The organism is Rhodococcus sp. ABRD24 (genome assembly GCF_004328705.1).
In the GTDB taxonomy this organism is placed as follows: domain Bacteria; phylum Actinomycetota; class Actinomycetes; order Mycobacteriales; family Mycobacteriaceae; genus Prescottella.
On record NZ_CP035319.1, the window covers coordinates 1,969,592 to 1,988,396 of the forward strand.

Here is an 18,805-nt window from a genome sequence, read left to right on the forward strand (position 1 = left end):
CTTAGTCATTGCCAGCCGGGTGGACGTCACATCAGACGCGACCGCGACTCGAGTTCACGTCCCACGACGACCTCGGACCGCCCAGGAATTCTTCGGCGACTGGGGCCCTCCGGTGGAAGTACGGCAACTGTGCCCGCTTGTATGACAACTGTCAATAGTCAAATATCTCCACCCGTCATTGCTCGGTAAATCCGCAACCGGACGAAAAGGTGCACGTCGGAGCCTTGTCATCAGATCGAAAAGCGGCAGCCATCCCTTCCCAAGATGACACATCACATGGTATGAACATGACAGTTGTCCTACAGGTAGTCAGGAGAAAAATGGATGCCGCACTGGTAATCCGCAATGCCGATGTCGTGACCTCGGACGCCGTCCGCCGGGCAGATGTTCTCGTCGACAACGGCCGGATCGTCGGCGTCGGGCCCAACCTGCCGGTGGGCTCGACCGCTCGGAGCATCGATGCCGAGGGCAAACTGCTCTGCCCGGGCTTCGTCGACCTGCACGCCCACTCCGCGCTGCGCCCGTTCGACGACCCACTGCTCTCGGCAAAGGTCACGCAGGGCTTCACCACGGACCTGATCTGCCCCGACGGGCTCGGCCCGGCACCGGTCTCGGATACGACCGTGGCGACCCGCCGTCGCTACCTGCAGGGTCTGGAGCCGAGCGCCGCCGCCCGGTGGCACTGGCGGTCGATGTCGTCCTACCTGGCAGCATTGCAGGAGGCCGGGCCCGCCCTGAACATGGCGAGTTGCGTCCCGCACAGCGCGGTGCGCGAGTGCGTGATGGGAAATGCGAACCGCGCTCCCGACCAGCGTGAGATGTCCGAGATGAAGGATCTTGTCGCCGAATGCCTTGCCGCGGGGGCAAGAGCAGTGTCCTTCGGCATGATCTACGCCCCCGGTCTGTACGCCGGAACCGACGAACTGCTGCAGATCGCGGAAGTCGCCGCCGAGTACAACGTCCCGCTGATCCCGCACGTGCGCAACGAAGCCGAGGGTGTGGTCGACTCGATCTCGGAATTCGTCCGCGTCGCCGAACTCACCGGTGCCCCGCTGCACGTCTCCCACGTCAAACTGGTCGGGGTCCCACACCTGCTCACCGCCCTGCTCGACACGCTCTCGTCCGCGCAGAATCGTATCCGCTTGACCTGCGACCAGTACCCCTACGGCGCGGGAAGCACGCTGCTGTCGGCACTGCTGCCCGGCTACGCCTTCGAGGGTGGGCCGCAAGCGACGCTCGAAAGGCTGGGCGATCGGACCGAACGCGACCGGATGGCCAGGGACATGCACCAAGGACTGCCGAACTGGGAAAATCTCTTCGGAGCCTGCGGCCCCGACAACATCGTCATCACCCAGGCGGCCGCACCGCGAACCGAGACGATGTCGCAGACCGTGGCCCAGATCGCGGCGGAAACCGACAGCGATCCAGCGTTCGCGGTAATGGACTTGCTGCGTGATACCGAACTCGACGCTTGCATGATCGACCACTACTCGACCGAGACGGTGGTGCGCGAGATCTTCACTTCCTCCGGCGCGCTGGTCGGCTCCGACGGGGTCTTCAACCCGCACCCACACCCCCGGCTGTACGGGACGGCACCCCGCGTCCTGGGCCGCTATGCCCTGCGGGAGAAGCTGATCACCGTCACCGAGGCAGTCCGGCGATTGAGTACCGGCCCGGCGCAGGTACTCGGTTTGAGCGACCGCGGTGAGATCGCCGAGGGCAAGCGTGCGGATCTTGTGCTCATAGACCCCGCAAGCTACATCGACACCGCAACCTACGACCACCCGCATTCCCAGCCTCCCGGCGTCGAACTTGTCACTGTCGGCGGCGTGCCCGTCGTGGAAGCCGGACGGCACACCGGCCGCCGTCCCGGCGTCGTCGAGGGTGGGGCAGGTACCCACAACCCAGCCGCGGGCGGTGCTCGATGACCACCGAAAGGCTCTTCGATATCGAGGAAACAGATGTCGCCGCAACACTGTTGGCGCTGATTGCCGCGTCCAGCGTGTCGCCCTCCGCGGAACCCGCGGCCCGTTTGCTGACCGAGCTGCTGACCAAATCGGGGTTCGAGGTGACCGTCGACGACTGGGGCAACGTGACCGGGCGGATCGACTTCGGCCCCGGTCCGGTGCTGCTCTACGACGCCCATCTGGACACCGTCGAGATCGGTGATCATGCACGCTGGCGGCATGATCCGGCCGGCGAGCGGGTCGGCGACAGAATCGTGGGCCGGGGCGCCGTCGACACCAAGGGGCCGCTGGCGGCGGCCCTCCATGCCGCCCAGCGGCTCGTCGCCGACCCTGACGGGCTCGCCGGGAGCCTGGTGATATCCGGGTCGGTCGACGAGGAGCTCGCGGAAGGACCCGCGCTCGCTCAGATCCTGGACCGGGTGACCCCGGATGTGGTGGTCATCGGCGAACCCTCCGACAACCGGCTGGCCGTGGGCCAGCGTGGCCGCGCGGAGATCGTCGTCGAGGTCACCGGGACGTCCTCGCACACCGCCTACCCCGACGCTGGGGTCAGCGCCGTCGAGGTGATGGCCGAGGCAATAGTCGCGTTGCGCGAGCTCACCTTTCGCGCCGACCCACACCTCGGCGCCGGGCAGCTCACCCTGACCAGTGTGCGATCCTCGCCGTATCCGAGCCAGTCGACGGTGCCGTCCGGCTGCGTCGCGGTGTTCGACCGCCGGACGGTGGTCGGAGAGCAGGATGTCGAGGTTCTCGACGATGTCCGGCGGATGGTCGAACCGATCGCTGCGGCAGCCGGCGCATCGGTGCAGGTGCGACTCGCCCGCGCCGAGTGGCGGACCTGGCGGGGCGTGGAAGTGGATGTTCCGGTCTTCGCCGCGGCGTGGTTCCAGGATCCCGGCGCCTGGCCCGTCGATGCGATCCGGGATCAGTTGCGCCGCGCGGGGGTAGACCGTCCAACGAGGACGTGGCAATTCTGCACCAATGGATCCGAGAGCGCCGGCCGGCGCGGACTGCCCACCGTGGGTTTCGGTCCCGGACAACCGGATCGAGCGCACACCACCGACGAGTCGATCGAGCTCGCCGAGCTGCGCTCCGGCGTGGACGGTTACGAGGCGATCTTTCGGGGGGTGCTCGGCGGCGGTGGGCGGTCCCGGTGACTCCGTTCGCCCAGCTGCGCCGTCAGCCCTCCCGGCGGCGGCGCAGCTGGAATACGAATGCATCCGGGAGCAGCCAGGCCTCGCTGCGGTTGACGATCTCCCCGGTGTCGTCGCGGGTGAGCTCGCTCAGTTGGAGCAGGGCCGTCGACTCGGTCGTGCCGAAGTGCTTCTGCAGCTCGGCGTCGGCGACCACCGGGGTGATCGTGCAGTCGGAGTAGGCCGCGCCGTCACGTTCGAGAAGCAGATCCAGGACCGATCCGGTGAAGTGCCGTGTCAGCTCGTCGGTGCTCATCACCTCGTCGGGGACGTAGTCCACGATCCAGGCCACCACCGACCCGTCGATGAGTTTGGTGCGGCTGATCCGCGTTACGCCCATGGCCGACTCGAATACCGCGGCGAGCTCGTCCTCATCGCGGTCGAGATGGACGATCTCGACGGCACCGGTGTCGATCCGGGTACCGGAGTTGGCGGCAAAGGTGTCGAACGAGACGAGCCGATCGAGACCGGAGTGAATCGACTCCGGCCTGGGCAGCACCCAGGACCCCGACCCGCGCACGATCCGGATGTACCCCGCGTCCTTGAGCCCCTGCATGGCCGTTCGGATGGTCACCCGAGAGGCACCGAAGATCTCGCACAGCTCCGCCTCCGAGGGCATCTTGTCGCCGGGCGCCAGGCGCCCCGACAGGATGAACTCACTGAGGAGCGTCTCCCTGATCTCGGACTGCAATGGACGGCGGGCACGGATCCGCGAGATGTCCTTGCTCGTCGTCGATCGCGTCGACTTCGACCGGGTTGTCGAGGGCGCCACGTATCCACCTCCTCGATCCTTGCCGGGTACGGCGGCGCCCGCAGCGCCTGAAGTACAAGCAGCATAACAGAACCGCAGAATAAGTATCTTGACAGTTGTCATACAACTATCTACCGTGATGAGCAGTCGAAAGGAACCCAATCGTGCGTGAACCCCGAGTTGTATCCAACCCCCTCGTCGCGCCGTCGCAGGTCGGCCCGCTGACTGCCGATCCCACCGCGTTCCACCGAACGCTGCCCGGCTACGAGCCGACCCCACTGGTCGAGTCCCCCCAGTCCGCACGGCGCCTCGGAGTCGCCGCGGTGCACGTCAAGGACGAGTCCGCGCGGCTCGGGATGCCGTCCTTCAAGGTGCTCGGCGCTTCCTGGGCCACCTACCGAGTCCTGTTGCGCCACTTGGGTTCGAGTCCCGAAGAGATCCCCACCCTCGATGCCCTCGCCACCCGACTGGCCGGCTCGAACCTGCGCCTGTGCGCGGCCACCGACGGCAACCACGGTCGGGCGGTTGCCCGAATGGCCCAGCTCCTGGGCCTGCGCGCCATCATCCTGGTCCCCGCGGACATGGTCGACGAACGCATCGCGGCCATCCGCAGCGAGGGCGCCGACGTCGAGGTGGTCGACGGCGGCTACGACGACGCGATCGCGCGCAGCGCCGCACTGGCTTCGGACGACACCCTCGTCGTGTCCGACACTTCCTGGGACGGCTACGTCGATCCACCGATGTGGGTCATCGACGGGTACTCGACGATGATCGCCGAGATCCGAGACCAATACCGAGACAAGGGCTTGTCCGCACCGACCGTGGTCGCGGCCCAGATCGGCGTCGGAGCGTTCGCCGCCGCCGTCGCCCGCGGCTTCGCCGAACACGACGGCGTGCACCTCGTCGGGGTGGAACCGACTCAGGCCGACTGTGTCACGGCCAGCATCGAGGCCGGAGGAGTCCTGACCATCCCAGGCCCGCAGCTGTCGATGATGGCCGGACTCAATTGCGGCACACCATCGATCATTGCCTGGCCGGACGTCTCGTCCGGGTACCAGACCTTCGTGACCATCAGCGACGAACAGGCGGCCGACGCAATGCGACTGCTGGCGGCCGACGGAGTGGTCTCCGGGGAGAGCGGTGCCGCCGGACTCGGCGGATTGCTCGCGCACGCCGACGCCCTCGGACTGGGGCCCTCCGACTCGGTCCTGGTGATCTCCACCGAAGGCGCCACCGATGTGGCCAACTATCGAACGATCGTCGGCGCCGCACCGGCGGCAGTGACGGCACCGGCGAAGGGATGAGCCGATGAACACGAACACTGCGCACACCGCGACACTGCGCGTGGACGCCGATCGCCTGTGGAACTCACTGAGCGAACTCGGCGAGGTCGGTGCGTTCGAGGACGCCGACACCGGTCTGCGAGGCGTGCGCCGGCTCGCATTGACCGATGACGACGTCGCGGGCCGTCAGCTCGTAGTGGGCTGGATGCACGAGGCAGGCCTGGCGGTCCGCCTCGACGAGGCCGGCAACGTCTACGCCCGGCGCGCCGGCGCGGACGACTCGCTCGCCCCGGTGATGGTCGGCAGCCACATCGACAGTGTCGCCACTGCCGGGCGGTTCGACGGATGCCTGGGGGTGCTCGGCGGCCTGGAGATAGTCCGGACCCTGAACGACCACGGCATCACCACACAGCGGCCGATCGAAGTAGCCATCTTCAGTGAGGAGGAGGGAGCGCGTTTCGGCACGGACATGCTCGGCAGTGCGACGGCCGCCGGCCGGATCGAACTCGCGGACGCCCGCGCCCGGACCGACCGGGACGGTGTCACGTTCGGTGCGGAGCTGGACCGCTACGATCTCGTGGGCACCCAGCGCGTCCCGATGCCGGTCGCGCCGTACGCCTACCTCGAATGCCATATCGAACAGGGTCCGATTCTCGAAGCGAATCAATCGGAAATCGGCGTGGTGCAAGGCGTCCAGGCGATCACCTGGTTGGAACTCGAGATTGTCGGCCGGGCCGCGCACGCCGGAGCCACCCCCAACGCCCTGCGCCACGACGCCGAACTGGCCGCGGCACTGGTCCGGGTGCGGCTCGACGAAATGGTCACCTCCGGCGACTACGGGGCCATGCTGGCGACGGTCGGGCGACACGAGACCCACCCGAACCTGATCAACATCGTGCCCTCGCACGTCCTGCTCACTGTCGACCTCCGCAATCACGATGACTCCGAGATGACGCGGGCCGAGACCGACCTCACCAACTTCTTCCACGAGGTGGAGCAGCAGGTGGGCGTGACGATCACGCACCGAACGACGGCCAAGACCCCACCGGTGCGCTTTCCCGACAGTATGCAGGACCTGGTCGCGAAATGCGCTGCAAACCTGGGATTTCGGCACGAGGTGATCACCTCGGGAGCCGGTCACGATGCGGGAGAGATCGCCGCACTGTGTCCGGCGGGCATGGTCTTCGTCCCCGGGCTCTACGACGGGATCAGCCACAATCCTCGGGAGTACTCGACGCCGGAGGCCTGCGCCAACGGGATCAATGTCCTCCTCAGTGCCGTAATCGAACTCGCAGGCGAATAGCGGGCGCGCTCGGTCCTGTTTCGAGCCGCACGAGTTCGGCGGTTGCAGGGGTCCATCCTTATTTCATTGGTCGGATTTGCCGATCTCGTGAAAGAACTGGACAGTTGGTCTACAGTCTCGTGTTGGATCGATCAATGCGACAGTGGAGCCGACGTGACCCGAAAGACCCTCTCCCGGCGCGGGTTTCTCGCTGCCGGTGCCGGAGTGGCTGCCGCTGTTGCTGCCGGCTCGCTTCTGCCGCCGTCACTGCAACGTGCCCTGGCCGCGCCCGTACCTCCGGGCGGGCTCGACTCGATCGAACATGTCGTTCTCCTCATGCAGGAGAACCGATCCTTCGACCACTACTACGGAACGTTGCGCGGAGTACGGGGGTTCGCCGATCCCAATGCGCTGCGACTGCGGGGCGGAGCCCCCGTCTTCGAACAACCTGGCCCGAACGGTCCGGTGCTGCCGTTTCCGATCCGGGACTCCGCCGCCGCACAGCGCATGGACGTCCAGAACGTCACCGGCCTCGATCACAGCTGGGATGGCGGACACCAGGCCCTCGCGGACGGCTGGCACGACGGCTGGATCGCAGCCAAGACCGCCACGGCCATGGCCCATTACGACCGGCAGGACATTCCGTTCCACTACGAACTCGCTGACGCATTCACGATCTGCGACGCCTACCACTGCTCGGTGCCGACATCGACCAGCCCCAACCGCAACTACTGGGTGTCCGGGTACACCGGATTCGAACCCCCCGGCATCAATCCGTTCGGCTCGATGGATTCGCTGGGGGTGTCCGGGTCGTCGGAACCGGCCGGTCCCGAGGGGCGCGCCGTCACCAACGCTGCCTACAACCCCTGGCACGCCGGCTACGGGTGGACCACAGTCCCGGAGCGGCTGCAGGCCGCCGGCATCAGCTGGAAGACGTACCAGGAGTGGGACAACTTCGGAGACAACAACCTCGAGTACTTCACCACCTTCAAGAAGGTAGCGGCCGGACTGCTCGGTCAACCCAGCCTGCTGCCCTACGAGCTGCAGACTCTCGCGGGCTTCTATCTGGCCCTTCCGGAATTGCCGACCGCCGCCCAGGACGTGGCGGTGCGCGCGCTCGAGACAGCCGCGGATCGTCTTTCACCGGCAGACCGGCAGCTCTACGACCGCGCGCTGTACCGGTCGCGACCCGGCACGCTCGCCGCCGAGTTCCGGAAGGACGTCGAGTCGGGCAGGCTGCCGCAGGTCAGCTACCTGGTTCCGTCGGAGGTCGACTCGGAGCATCCGTCCGGCTCGTCACCGGCGGCGAGCGCGACGCTGCTCTACCAAGTACTCGATGCCATTGCCTCCGACCCGGCTCTCTGGGCGAAGACGGCCGTGATCGTCAACTTCGACGAGAACGACGGCTACTTCGACCACGTGCCGCCGCCCCGTCCCCCGCTCTCGGCCAGTACGGAGTGGGTCGCGGGTCAGCCGCTCGGTCTCGGGCCCCGCGTGCCGATGACGATCATCTCGCCCTGGACCGTGGGGGGATTCGTCTGCTCGCAGGTGTTCGACCACACGTCGGTGGTGCAGTTCCTGGAGAAGCGATTCGGGATCGCACAGCCGGAAATCGACCCGTGGCGGCGCACGGTCAGTGGGGATCTGACCTCAGCATTCGACTTCGGCAACCCGCGTAGCCGGCCGAACCTCACCCGCCCGCAGCCGACCCCGCCGTTGGAGCCGAGATGGACACCGACTCCACCGATCGAGCAGCGAATGCCGCTACAGGAGAGCGGCACCCGGCCGGCTCGGGCGCTGCCGTACCAGCCCGACGCATACGCGTCCGTGAACTCCGGCGCTCGCTCCCTGACGGTACATCTGGTCAACACCGGCGCCGAATCGGCACATCTGAGCCTGTATCCGTACGCGGGAGAGTTCGACATACCCCGGCACTACGACGTCCTCGGTACTGCCGAGGACACGGTTACCCTGTCCGGTCCGCAGTACGACTTGACCATGTTGGGCCCCAATGGTTTCCGGCGCGAGTTCACCGGTTCGATCGATGGCCCAGCGGCCACACTCGAACTGTCCAGCCGAGTCGACTCAGCGGACGGCACGCTCACCCTGACCGCGAAGAACCCGGGAACCCGCGCGCTGACCGTTGCGCTGGACAGTCAGCGCCGTCGAGTCGCGGCAGGCAGCCGGGAATCGTGGACGGTGCGGGCGGTGGACGGCTGGTATCAGGCCACCGTGACCGTCGACGAGGACCCGGACTTCCGTCGCCGACTCGTCGGACACATCGAGAACGGGCGGGACAGCGTCAGCCAGCCGACGCAAGCCGGCGAGATGACGTTGCGTTAGCCAAACCAGGTATCCAGTAGGAGGTTCCGTGCGTCGCATCCGGCTCGTATCGCTGATCATGTCCGGCTCGCTCGTTCTCGGTGGCGGCGTGGCCGCCGCCCAAAGCAGTTTGCCCACGTCGGGGAGTGGCAGTGGCGGTGGCGCCGCACTGACGCCGGCCTACCTGAAGGATGAGGACGGTCGCTCCCTGATCCTGCGCGGGTTCAACACCGCATCGAGTTCGAAGAGCGCGCCGGACGGCATGCCGAAGTTCACCGAGGCGGACCTCGAACGCGAATATGCCGCCATGGGAACGAACTTCGTGCGGTTCCTGATCTCGTGGCGTTCGGTGGAGCCCGCTCCGGGGCAGTACGACCAGGCATATCTGGACCGGGTCGAGGAACGGGTCGGCTGGTACGCCGAGCGCGGCTACAAGGTGATGCTCGACATGCACCAGGACGTGTACTCCGGTGCGGCCATTCCCGGCGGCGATACCGGCAACGGAGCAGGGCCGATCGGCAACGGTGCGCCGGCGTGGGCAACGTACACCGATGGTCTCTCGGTCGAGCCCCAGGACCGGTGGGAGCTGTACTACATTCAGCCGGGCGTGATGCGGGCGTTCGACAACTTCTGGAACACCACCGGCAAGCACCCCGAACTCGCCGAGCACTACGCGAACGCCTGGCGGGCGGTTGCCGAGCGTTTCGCCGACAACGACGCCGTCGTAGCCTACGACCTGATGAACGAGCCCTGGGGAGGCTCCATGATCGGGTCGCCGTTCGAGGCCGGTCCCCTCGCCGCGCTGTATCAGCGGACCACCAACGCCATTCGGCAGGTCGACCAGGACAGCTGGGTTTGCGTGGCACCGCAGGCAATCGGCGTCAACCAGGGCCTGCCCAGCGGACTCACCAAGATCGACGATCCCCGCGCCGGTGAGCAGCGCATCGCCTACTGCCCGCACCTGTACCCGCTCCCGCTCGATATCGGTGGAGGACATGAGGGGATTGCACGGACGCTCACCGACGTGACCATCGACGCCTGGCGCGCCAACACCACCCACACCGCCAAGGTGCTCGGCGACGTGCCCATCATCCTCGGCGAATTCGGACTGGACACCACGCTGCCCGGCGCCCAGGACTACCTCGAACGCGTCTACGGGACCGCGCGAGAACTGGGGGCAGGAGTGTCGTACTGGTCCAGCGATCCTGGCCCCTGGGGCCCGTACCTGCCCGACGGAACGCAGACACTTCTCGTCGACACCCTGAACAAGGCGTACCCCCGCGCGGTGGCCGGCACGCCCACCGAATGGTCATCGACGGCCGACCGCCTGCAGTTGACGCTGCGCCCCGACCCGGCAGTCACCGCCCCCACCGAGATCTACCTGCCCAAGAGCGGCTTCCCCGGCGGTGTCCACGTCGAGGGTGCTGACGTGGTGAGCTGGGATAGGGAGAATCGGCTGCTCACAGTGCGGACTCCGATCGACACCGACAGTGTGACCGTCACGGTGACTCCGACGCCCTGATCTGGCGAGCACGGGGCACCCTCGAACCCGAATGATGTGCTGCCCCGACCAGCCCGTTCGACGGCGACACTATCCGTTGATCGGCCAGTCCCGCTTGCACCTCGCCTCCGAGAGCTCCCCAACCTCCCGGAGGCGATCTTCGGGGGACTGAATCACCACTGCATCGTCATGTCGAAATCCGATCAACCTGGCTCTTCGATCTTGACTGGGCACCTGAGGGGGAACGACCTCGGGTGGTTGAGTTGAGATTCCGTCGTCTCGGCCAGATGACTCGATGCGGTGAGGACTTTCTTCCGGTCCTCGGGACCAGGAGTTCCATCTCGGCAACGGTGAGCGTCGTTCCGACGTAACCGCTTCCACGGAAACCTCGAGTGTGGGATTGCGGGACCGACTCGGCCGCAAGGCCGATCCGGAGCGGCCAACCCGCCGACGACTGCTCGCCGGTCCGGAACGACTCCCGGAAACGACTCCCGGAAACGACACTGCCCCTACTCCTCCACGAGGAGTAGGGGCAGTGCGTCGGATATGGACCGAGATCAGGAGCCGAAGCCGCTGAGGCTACCGAGGCTGCCCGTCCCACCGCCGGTACTTCCGCCTCCGGAACCCTCCGCGACGGTCACGATGGATTCGGCCGACTCCGACTGCGTGAACCCGGTACGCCCAGCGAACTCAGCGGTGATCCGATGCTCGCCGGTCGTGGTGAACGTGTGCTGCATCCGGGCCACTCCGTCCGGACCGACCAGGACGGGCTCGCCGATCGGCTGAGCGCCGTCATAGAACTGGACCGAACCGCCGCCGGGGTTCGGCGCGACCGTCGCGGACAGTTCCACCGCAGCGTTCTTCGTCGGCTTCGCCGGGACCGTGAGGGAAGTCGAGGTCGTCACGTCGGACGGTGCCGGGTCGGAAACCGTCACCTGCCGCGCCGGTGCTATCGACGCCATGAATCCCGTCGCTCCGGAGTACTGAGCGCTCACGTGGCGCACGCCTGCCGAGGTGAAGATGTGTTCGAGCGTGGCCTCACCGTCAGCGCCCACCGCCACGGGGCTACCGATGTCGACGGAACCATCCTTGAACTGCAGAGTCCCACCGGTCGGGGTCGGTGACACCTTGGCCCGCAACGTCACCGAGGCCCCGGTCTTCGCCTCCGCCGGAACCGTGACGACGGTGTCGGTCTGCTTGACCACGGGCGCCGGCGTCACCGTCACCGTGGCTTCGGTGGAGTTCGAGCTCTGGAATCCGTTGACGCCCTGGAATGCCGCCGAGATTCGGAAAGTGCCGGCGGTGAAGAATGTGTACGGCATGCGCGCCTTGCCGTCGGGTCCCGGAGCCACCGGCGCACCATAATCGCTACCGTCGATGCGGAACTGCACATTGCCGATCACCGGAGCCGGTGCGACAGTCGCGACCAGCTCGGTCGGCGTGCTTGCCTGGATGGTCGACGGCATCTCGACGGTGGTGGTGGTCGGCTGGGTGACGTAGGTGGTGGCCAGTGCCTGACCGCCGGCGTTGAGTCCGGAGGACCTGTTGTCGCGCGGAGAGCAGTTGTAGCGCTCCCAGTACTCCATGCCGGTGAAGTCTTTCTCTCTCTGCACGAACGTCAGAGCATTCTTGTAATCGTCGTACTTCGCCGAGCCCGGTTCGTTGACCCGCAGCATGGGCTTGATCTCGGTGCCGGCCGCGCCGGCCTTGACCGTGACGTCGACCGCGGGGAGCCGGAATGCCGTGTTCGCCCCGACAATGATTCCGCCGCTCGAGCGACCCGCGGAGCTGGGGCCGTTTCCGGTGGTCTGGTTCTGGCCCGATATCCGCAGATGGGTTCCACTCGCCGACGGGTTGCCATCGTCATCGATTCGGGTCACGGTCGGGGTGGCGCTGTCGGAGCCGAGCCCGTAAGAGGAGCCCTGAACCAGTTGCGAGCCTATGAGTTCCGTCCCGGCAGGAATGTCGAAGTCGAACTTGATACGGGCCCAGTGCACGACATTGCGGCTGGCATGGCCGCCCTTGTGCGCCTTCATCTCGTTGGGCTGGATGCGATAGGTGAAGGTTTCACCGGGCTCGACGGTCTCGGGCGCGGTCACGGTGACCCCGGATCCGATCGTTTCGTTGAAGGTGATCGGACTTGCAACGTTATCGAGCTCCCGCACATGGCAGGCCGCAGTGAACGACGTTGAGTTGGTGACCGATCCGGTTGCGGCAGTGGCGCTACCGGCCACCATCAGCAAACCGCCCGCGAGGGCAGACACGGCCGCGATCGAGGTGCCGCGACGCAAAACTTTACTCATCTACAGAAACTCCGTTTCTCGTTGCGGGACTCAGGAACCGAAACCGATGCCGGCCAGACTGCCGCCACTGCCGCCGGCCTCCTTCTCGGTCACGCTGATCGTCACCGAACCCGAGATCGACTCCGTGAACCCTGCGGTTCCCGTGTAGTACGCGGTGATGTCATGGTCGCCGACCGTGCTCATCGTGCGATTCGCGGTGGCCACACCGTTGACTACCGGCACCGGTGCACCCAGATCGGCACCGCCGTCTCGGAACTGGACCATGCCACCCGAAGGCCACGGCGTGACGGTGGCTTTCAGCTCCACCGAGTCACCGACGACGGCCGTTCCCGGTGCGTCGATTCGGGTCTGCGTCTGCGCCAGGCTCGAGTCGACATTGATGACGGTCAACGGCTGGCCGCCTGCGTTGAGCCCGGCCGAGCGACTGTCACGCGGCGAACAATTGGTCGTCAGCCAGTACTTCACGCCGCCCAGCAGGGTCTCCTGCTGCAGGAAGGTCAGGTAGTTGTTGGCGCTGTCGTAGGAACCCGAATTGGTATCGGACACACGCAGCATCGGCTTGATCTGAGTACCCGGCGCACCGGAGGTGACCGTGACGTCCACTGCGGGCAGTTGGAACGTCTGGCCGCCGCCGACCTCGATGCCGCCGCCGCTGTTGTCGTCGGTGTTGGGGCCGTTTCCGGCGGTGATGTTGTTGCCCGAGACGCGCAGATGCCTACCGGCCGGATCGGGGGAGCCGTTGTCGTTGATCCGGGTGACCGTCGGGGCGACGCCGCCGAGATTCGAGCTCGTACCGGGCACGATCTCCGCGCCGGAGAATGTCGTACCCACCGGGATATCGAAGTCGAACTTCAGCCGGGTCCAGTTCACCACCTTGCGAAGGTCATATCCGTCGCTCGGCACGGTCATCGGTTTCGGCTGGATGCGGTACGTGAACGACGAGTTCGGCGGGACCACGGCTGGGGCACTGACGGAAACACCGGAATCCCGCGTCTCGTTGTGTGTGATCGGCCCCGGGTACTGCCATCCATGACACGACGCCGTGAACGGAAGATCCACGGCCGCGGCCGACGCCACGCCCCCTCCCCCCGCCACGAGGGCAACGCAGCCGGCCATGGACGCGGCAGCTGCCACACTCCGGCGTACCGATGACGACATCATGATTTCTCCTTGAGTGGCGTTCGAGTACCTCGAAGCTCGGAGGCGCACGAGGATTGACACGAGGTGGACTCAGGGCAGTAGAACACATCATTTATGCCTGGATGCCGAGTTTGACCGAAGAAGTTGGACGTTCGTCCGGTAACCGCGTCGTTCCGGTACTTCTATGCCGATCGACTGACGTCACCGCCCGACCACCACAGCGGGCTGGCCCTCGATCAGGCCGGCAGCTCAACGCAAGGTCTAGGCGTCCTGGAGTCCCGCCGGCGCCACCGGGCTGGCTTCGATTCCGGCGATGAGGCCCGAAACATGACGGCCGGCCGCTGATTCCGCCAGCACCGCGTGCACGCCGGCCGCGGTCTGCGCCCACGAGAACTCCGCTGCTCGCAGCCGCGCCTTGTCGCCCAGCTCGGCCCGCAGCTCCGCGTCGAGCAGGAGTGATTCGACGGCGGATGTCAGCGCCGGGACGGAAGCGGTGCGGTCTGCCACGGCGTCCTCCGTATCCCCACCGACGAGCAGACCGGTGACACCGTCGATGATCGAGTCCGTCAGCCCCTTCGAGCTGCGGTAGCCGACGGTGGGCACGCCGTGCTGCGCGGCCTCGATCACCGCGAGCCCCCACCCCTCCTTGCGCGAGGGCATCACATGCACCCAGGACCGCGCGAGCAGTTCGTGCTTCCGTTGCTCCGGCACGTGCCCGTGGAACGTGACGGCGTCGGCGATGCCGAGTTCGTGCGCGCTCTCGCGCAGGTTCTGCTCCCACCACCCGCCGCCGATCACATCGAGGTGCAGCCCAGGGATGGTCCGGCTCAGTTCCGCGACGGCGGCGAGGGCATCCTCGATCTGCTTGTGCGGAACCAGCCTCGACAGCACACACACACTCGGATGCACGGTGCGGGTGTGGCTGTCTCCGGGCTCGACACCCGCCGGGATCGCGTCGGCACCGTTGCGCACCACCGCGATGCGGTCGCGCTGGACACCGAGTTCGGTGAGTTCGTCGGCCGATGGCAGCGACACCGTCAGGTACTGGCTGTCGCGGTGCACCCGCGGCGACAGCCGGGACTCGATCCACCAGCCGATGCGGCCCATCAGCTTGCCGGCGACCGGCCACTGCTCACGGTGGCAATGATGCACCAGCACCGTCACCGGCGCGCCGGACACCGTCGCGGAGAAGAAAGGAATGCCGTTCTGGGTATCGATCACCGCGTCGGGACGCAGACCGGCGAGCGGCCCGAAACCGAGCCGTCCGGCGACGATCGCACCCAGGGCGCGCGGATACACCGTCAGACGTCCACCGCCGCGGCTGATCCGGAGCCCGTCGACGAACTCCGCACGCGGCGCCCCCGGATAGCCGGCGGTCCGCAACGTGACCTTGATTCCGCGTCGAGCAAGCCCGACACCAACTTCCTCGAGGTACCGCTCGCTGCCGCCGCCCTGGGGATGGCCGGTGTCACGCCAGCACAGCAGGAGAACCTCTCGCACGGGCGTGCCCCCTTATGGCTCGAACAGTTGCCTGCGACACACCTTATCGGCTGGAGGCGGCGAACCCTACCGTCAAGTAGCGGAAACCGGCGAACGGGAGCGCGGTATGTCCGATCGCTAAGGTTTCTCCCGTGATCCCCGCCCGCGCACCCCGTATCACCCCCACCCGCGCACCCCGCGTCATCCCCACCCGCGCACCCCGTGTCACACGTCACTTCGCCCGCCGCGCGACCCTGAAGCGGTCGGTCGGACTGCTCGGCGATTTCCGGTACGAACAGACCGCCCCGGACGTGTTCTACGGGGCCCTCGCGCGCGACTCGGTGGAGCTGATCGGCGACCTGTACCGCGGGCTCACCGAGCGGGACCTCACCGGAACGACCGTGCTGGACGTCGGCGGCGGACCCGGCTACTTCGCGGACGCGTTCGACGCAGCCGGGGCGCGCTACATCCCGGTCGAACCGGACCCGTCGGAGATGCACGCCGCCGGGCTGACCGTCGGCGACTCGATCCGCGGCTCCGGGCTGGCGCTGCCGATCCGTACCGGGTCGGTGGACGTGTGCTTCTCGTCGAACGTCGCCGAACACGTCGCGCAGCCGTGGGTGATGGCCGAAGAGATGCTGCGGGTGACGCGTCCCGGTGGGCTGATGGTGCTGTCGTACACCCTGTGGTGGGGCCCGTTCGGCGGCCACGAAACCGGCCCGTGGCACTACCTCGGCGGCGAGTACGCGGCCCAGCGGTACAAGCACAAGCAGGGCAAGGAACCCAAGAACCGGTACGGCGTCTCGCTGTTCGACATCGGCGCGAAGGACGGGCTGCGCTGGGCGAAGACCCAGACCGGCGGTGACGTCCTCGCCGCCTTCCCCCGCTACCACCCGCGCTGGGCGTGGTGGATGGTGAAGATCCCGGTGCTGCGCGAGCTGCTGGTGAGCAACCTGGTCCTCGTCGTCCGTAAGCGCTGACCCCCACCCCGCGTTTTGCGCACTTATCGCTGAATTTCGGGCCGCGAACGCGCGACAAGTGCGCAAATCGCGGGAGGCCGTGACGCGGGTGCGGCCACTAATCTCGAACCATGACCGCACTTGCACTCGACGTCGGCGGCACCAAGATGGCGGCAGCTCGGACGCTGCCCGACGGCTCGCTCGAGCACCCGGTGACCGTCTCGACGCCGCAATCCGGCGTATGGGACGCGGGCGCGAAACTGCTGCGACAGGTGGCCGGCGGCGCAACGGTCACCGCCGTCGGAATCGCGTCCGCGGGACCCGTCGACACCGCGACTGGCACGGTCGCGCCGGTCAACATCGGCGAATGGCGCGGCGGCTTCCCGATTGCCGACGCGGTACGCACGCTGTTCCCGGAGGCGACCATTCGCCTCGTGCTCGACGGCGCTGCGGCTGCCCTCGCCGAGCACCGCCTCGGCGCCGGACGCGACACCTCGGACCTGCTGGGCGTCGTCGTGTCGACCGGGGTCGGCGGCGGTGTGATCAGGGGTGGCCGGATCATGGGCGGACGCACCGGCAACGCCGGGCACATCGGTCATGTGGTGGCACCGGGCGCCGACGAACCGTGTGGATGCGGCGCGCACGGCTGCCTCGAGACCGTCGCGAGCGGCCCCGCTGCCCTGCGCTGGGCGCGGGCCAACGGATGGGTCGGCGCGACGGGCGCGGACCTGGCCGTCGACGCCGCGCTCGGCGAACCCACCGCGGCTGCCGCACTCGAGCGCGCGGGTACCGCGCTGGGACGGGCGTTCGCATCGGCGGCGGCGCTCCTCGACGTCGAGCTCGTCGTGGTGGGTGGCGGTTTCGCGCAGGCCGGGCCCGCGCTGTGGGAGCCGATGACGGCGGCGGCGGCCGATCACGCTCGGCTGTCGTTCCTGACCGGACTGCGCCTGGTGCCCGCCGAACTCGGCGTGCTGGGCACACTCGCCGGCGCCGCGATCCTGGCAACCGACGACCTGTCCTGAAACCCGTTATCCCGCGCACTCGACAACCGATACCGGGGAAATGATCTCCGGCTGTTCCAGTTCTCTGCAACGTGTTCTAGTGTGACTCGGAGCACTCCACGAGAGCGAGGATGGACAGATGACGGACTACGACAAACTCTTCATCGGCGGGCGATGGGTCGCTCCGACCACCGACCAGCGGTTGGAGGTGTTCTCCCCCGCCACCGAGGAGCGCGTCGGCAGTGTTCCCGTCGCCGCACCGGCCGACATCGACGCCGCCGTCGTGGCCGCCCGCGCGGCCCTCGAGTCGGGCCCGTGGGTCGAGACCACCCCGGCTCAGCGCGGCGAGATCCTCGCCAAGGTCGCCAAGCTGATCGAGGAGCGCAGCGCCGAGCTGATCTCCACCATCTCGGACGAGATGGGCGCACCGGCGTCGAGCGTCGAGATGATGCAGAAGACCATGTCGGTCGTGACGCTCAACTACTACGCCGGGCTCGCCACCGAGTTTCCGTGGGAGGAGACCCGCACGGGTCCGTTCGGCCAGAGCAAGGTCTACCGCGAGCCGGTCGGCGTCGTCGGCGCGGTTGTCGCGTGGAACGTGCCGCTGTTCCTCGCGATCAACAAGCTGGCTCCGGCCCTGCTCGCGGGTTGCACCGTCGTTCTCAAGCCGGCGCCGGAGACCCCGCTGAACGCGAACATGCTCGCCGACATCTTCACCGAGGCCGGACTGCCCGAGGGCGTCCTGTCGATCGTGCCGGGCGGCGCCGAGACCGGCGAGTACCTCGTCTCGCACCCCGACGTCGACAAGGTCACCTTCACCGGCAGCACCGCCGTCGGCCGCAAGATCGGTGCACTCGCGGCCGAGCAGCTCAAGCGCTGCTCCCTCGAGCTGGGCGGCAAGTCTGCCGCGATCCTGCTCGAGGACATGGACGTCGCGACGACCATGCCGATGCTGGTGATGTCCGGCCTGATGAACACCGGCCAGGCATGCGTCGGCCAGACCCGCATCCTCGCGCCGCGCTCGCGCTACGACGAGATCCTCGAGGCCATGGTGCAGTCCGCCGGATTCATGCCCGTCGGGATGCCCGACGACCCGGCCGCCCAGCTGGGTCCGATCATCACCGAGAAGCAGCGCGACAAGGTCCTCGGCTACATCGAGAAGGGCAAGGCGGAGGGTGCCCGCGTCGTACTCGGTGGCGGCGTCCCGGCCGGCCTGGAGAAGGGCTGGTTCGTCGAGCCGACCATCTTCGCCGACGTCGACAACTCGATGACCATCGCCCGCGAGGAGATCTTCGGACCCGTGCTGTCCGTGATCCCCTACGACTCCGTCGACGAGGCCGTCAAGATCGCCAACGACTCGGACTACGGCCTGGCCGGTTCGGTGTACACCACCGATATCGACAAGGGCATCGAGATCGCCAAGCAGATCCGCACCGGCACGTACGCGATCAACTGGTACGCCTTCGATCCCGGATCGCCGTTCGGCGGGTACAAGAACTCCGGCATCGGCCGCGAGAGCGGACCGGAGGGCCTCGAGGCGTACTGCGAGCTCAAGTCCGTCCTCATGCCGCCCGGATACACCGGCTAGAAGAGCACGACACTCCGTCAGGCGCGGCCCCGTTTC

General features: G+C 67.3%; 13 protein-coding genes. 9 read left to right on the top strand and 4 right to left on the bottom strand.

Annotated features, from left to right (window positions below; genetic code table 11):
• The first annotated feature begins 320 nt into the window (after positions 1-320).
• Positions 321-1,928, top strand: a complete 1,608-nt coding sequence (locus ERC79_RS08755) for an amidohydrolase family protein (RefSeq protein ID WP_165497064.1) — start codon at positions 321-323, stop codon at positions 1,926-1,928.
• On the top strand, positions 1,925-3,124 hold the full coding sequence (locus ERC79_RS08760; protein ID WP_131577441.1) for a M20/M25/M40 family metallo-hydrolase: 1,200 nt from the start codon (positions 1,925-1,927) through the stop codon (positions 3,122-3,124). The genes ERC79_RS08755 and ERC79_RS08760 overlap by 4 nt, the downstream gene beginning before the upstream one ends.
• A gap of 22 nt (positions 3,125-3,146) precedes the next feature.
• Here ERC79_RS08760 and ERC79_RS08765 read toward each other — a convergent pair whose 3' ends face one another.
• On the bottom strand, positions 3,147-3,932 hold the full coding sequence (locus ERC79_RS08765) for a GntR family transcriptional regulator (RefSeq protein ID WP_165497065.1): 786 nt from the start codon (positions 3,930-3,932) through the stop codon (positions 3,147-3,149).
• A gap of 143 nt (positions 3,933-4,075) precedes the next feature.
• Between ERC79_RS08765 and ERC79_RS08770 the strand changes: the two genes are divergently transcribed.
• The 4 genes from ERC79_RS08770 (at position 4,076) to ERC79_RS08785 (ending at position 10,320) form a co-directional block, all read left to right on the top strand.
• Positions 4,076-5,215, top strand: a complete 1,140-nt coding sequence (locus ERC79_RS08770) for a diaminopropionate ammonia-lyase (protein ID WP_131577444.1) — start codon at positions 4,076-4,078, stop codon at positions 5,213-5,215.
• Between the two features lie 4 nt (positions 5,216-5,219).
• Positions 5,220-6,497, top strand: coding sequence for a hydantoinase/carbamoylase family amidase (locus tag ERC79_RS08775; protein ID WP_131577445.1), 1,278 nt, complete (start codon positions 5,220-5,222; stop codon positions 6,495-6,497).
• A 153-nt stretch (positions 6,498-6,650) separates the two neighbouring features.
• Entirely contained in the window at positions 6,651-8,819 is a 2,169-nt protein-coding gene (locus ERC79_RS08780; protein ID WP_131577447.1) for a phospholipase C, phosphocholine-specific, read from the top strand.
• Between the two features lie 28 nt (positions 8,820-8,847).
• Positions 8,848-10,320, top strand: a complete 1,473-nt coding sequence (locus ERC79_RS08785) for a cellulase family glycosylhydrolase (RefSeq protein WP_131577448.1) — start codon at positions 8,848-8,850, stop codon at positions 10,318-10,320.
• Between the two features lie 536 nt (positions 10,321-10,856).
• On the opposite strand, the gene ERC79_RS08790 is transcribed toward ERC79_RS08785, so the two are convergent.
• The 3 genes from ERC79_RS08790 to ERC79_RS08800 all read right to left on the bottom strand — a co-directional run bounded on the left by ERC79_RS08790 (position 10,857) and on the right by ERC79_RS08800 (position 15,242).
• Positions 10,857-12,602: an Ig-like domain-containing protein gene (locus ERC79_RS08790; RefSeq protein WP_131577450.1), complete on the bottom strand. Its 1,746-nt coding sequence runs from the start codon at positions 12,600-12,602 to the stop codon at positions 10,857-10,859.
• A 30-nt stretch (positions 12,603-12,632) separates the two neighbouring features.
• Positions 12,633-13,763, bottom strand: a complete 1,131-nt coding sequence (locus ERC79_RS08795; protein WP_131577451.1) for an Ig-like domain-containing protein — start codon at positions 13,761-13,763, stop codon at positions 12,633-12,635.
• Positions 13,764-14,003: 240 nt separating this feature from the next.
• The gene (locus ERC79_RS08800) at positions 14,004-15,242 is read right to left on the bottom strand and encodes a glycosyltransferase family 4 protein (protein WP_131577453.1); all 1,239 of its coding nucleotides are present in this window, start codon (positions 15,240-15,242) and stop codon (positions 14,004-14,006) included.
• Positions 15,243-15,424: 182 nt separating this feature from the next.
• Between ERC79_RS08800 and ERC79_RS08805 the strand changes: the two genes are divergently transcribed.
• The 3 genes from ERC79_RS08805 (at position 15,425) to ERC79_RS08815 (ending at position 18,769) form a co-directional block, all read left to right on the top strand.
• Positions 15,425-16,201 carry a class I SAM-dependent methyltransferase gene (locus ERC79_RS08805; protein ID WP_131580899.1) on the top strand — a complete coding sequence of 259 codons (777 nt, stop codon included), beginning with the start codon at positions 15,425-15,427 and terminating at the stop codon, positions 16,199-16,201.
• Between the two features lie 110 nt (positions 16,202-16,311).
• Positions 16,312-17,202, top strand: coding sequence for an ROK family protein (locus ERC79_RS08810; protein WP_131577454.1), 891 nt, complete (start codon positions 16,312-16,314; stop codon positions 17,200-17,202).
• Positions 17,203-17,320: 118 nt separating this feature from the next.
• Positions 17,321-18,769, top strand: coding sequence for an aldehyde dehydrogenase (locus tag ERC79_RS08815; protein ID WP_131577456.1), 1,449 nt, complete (start codon positions 17,321-17,323; stop codon positions 18,767-18,769).
• Positions 18,770-18,805: the final 36 nt, after the last annotated feature.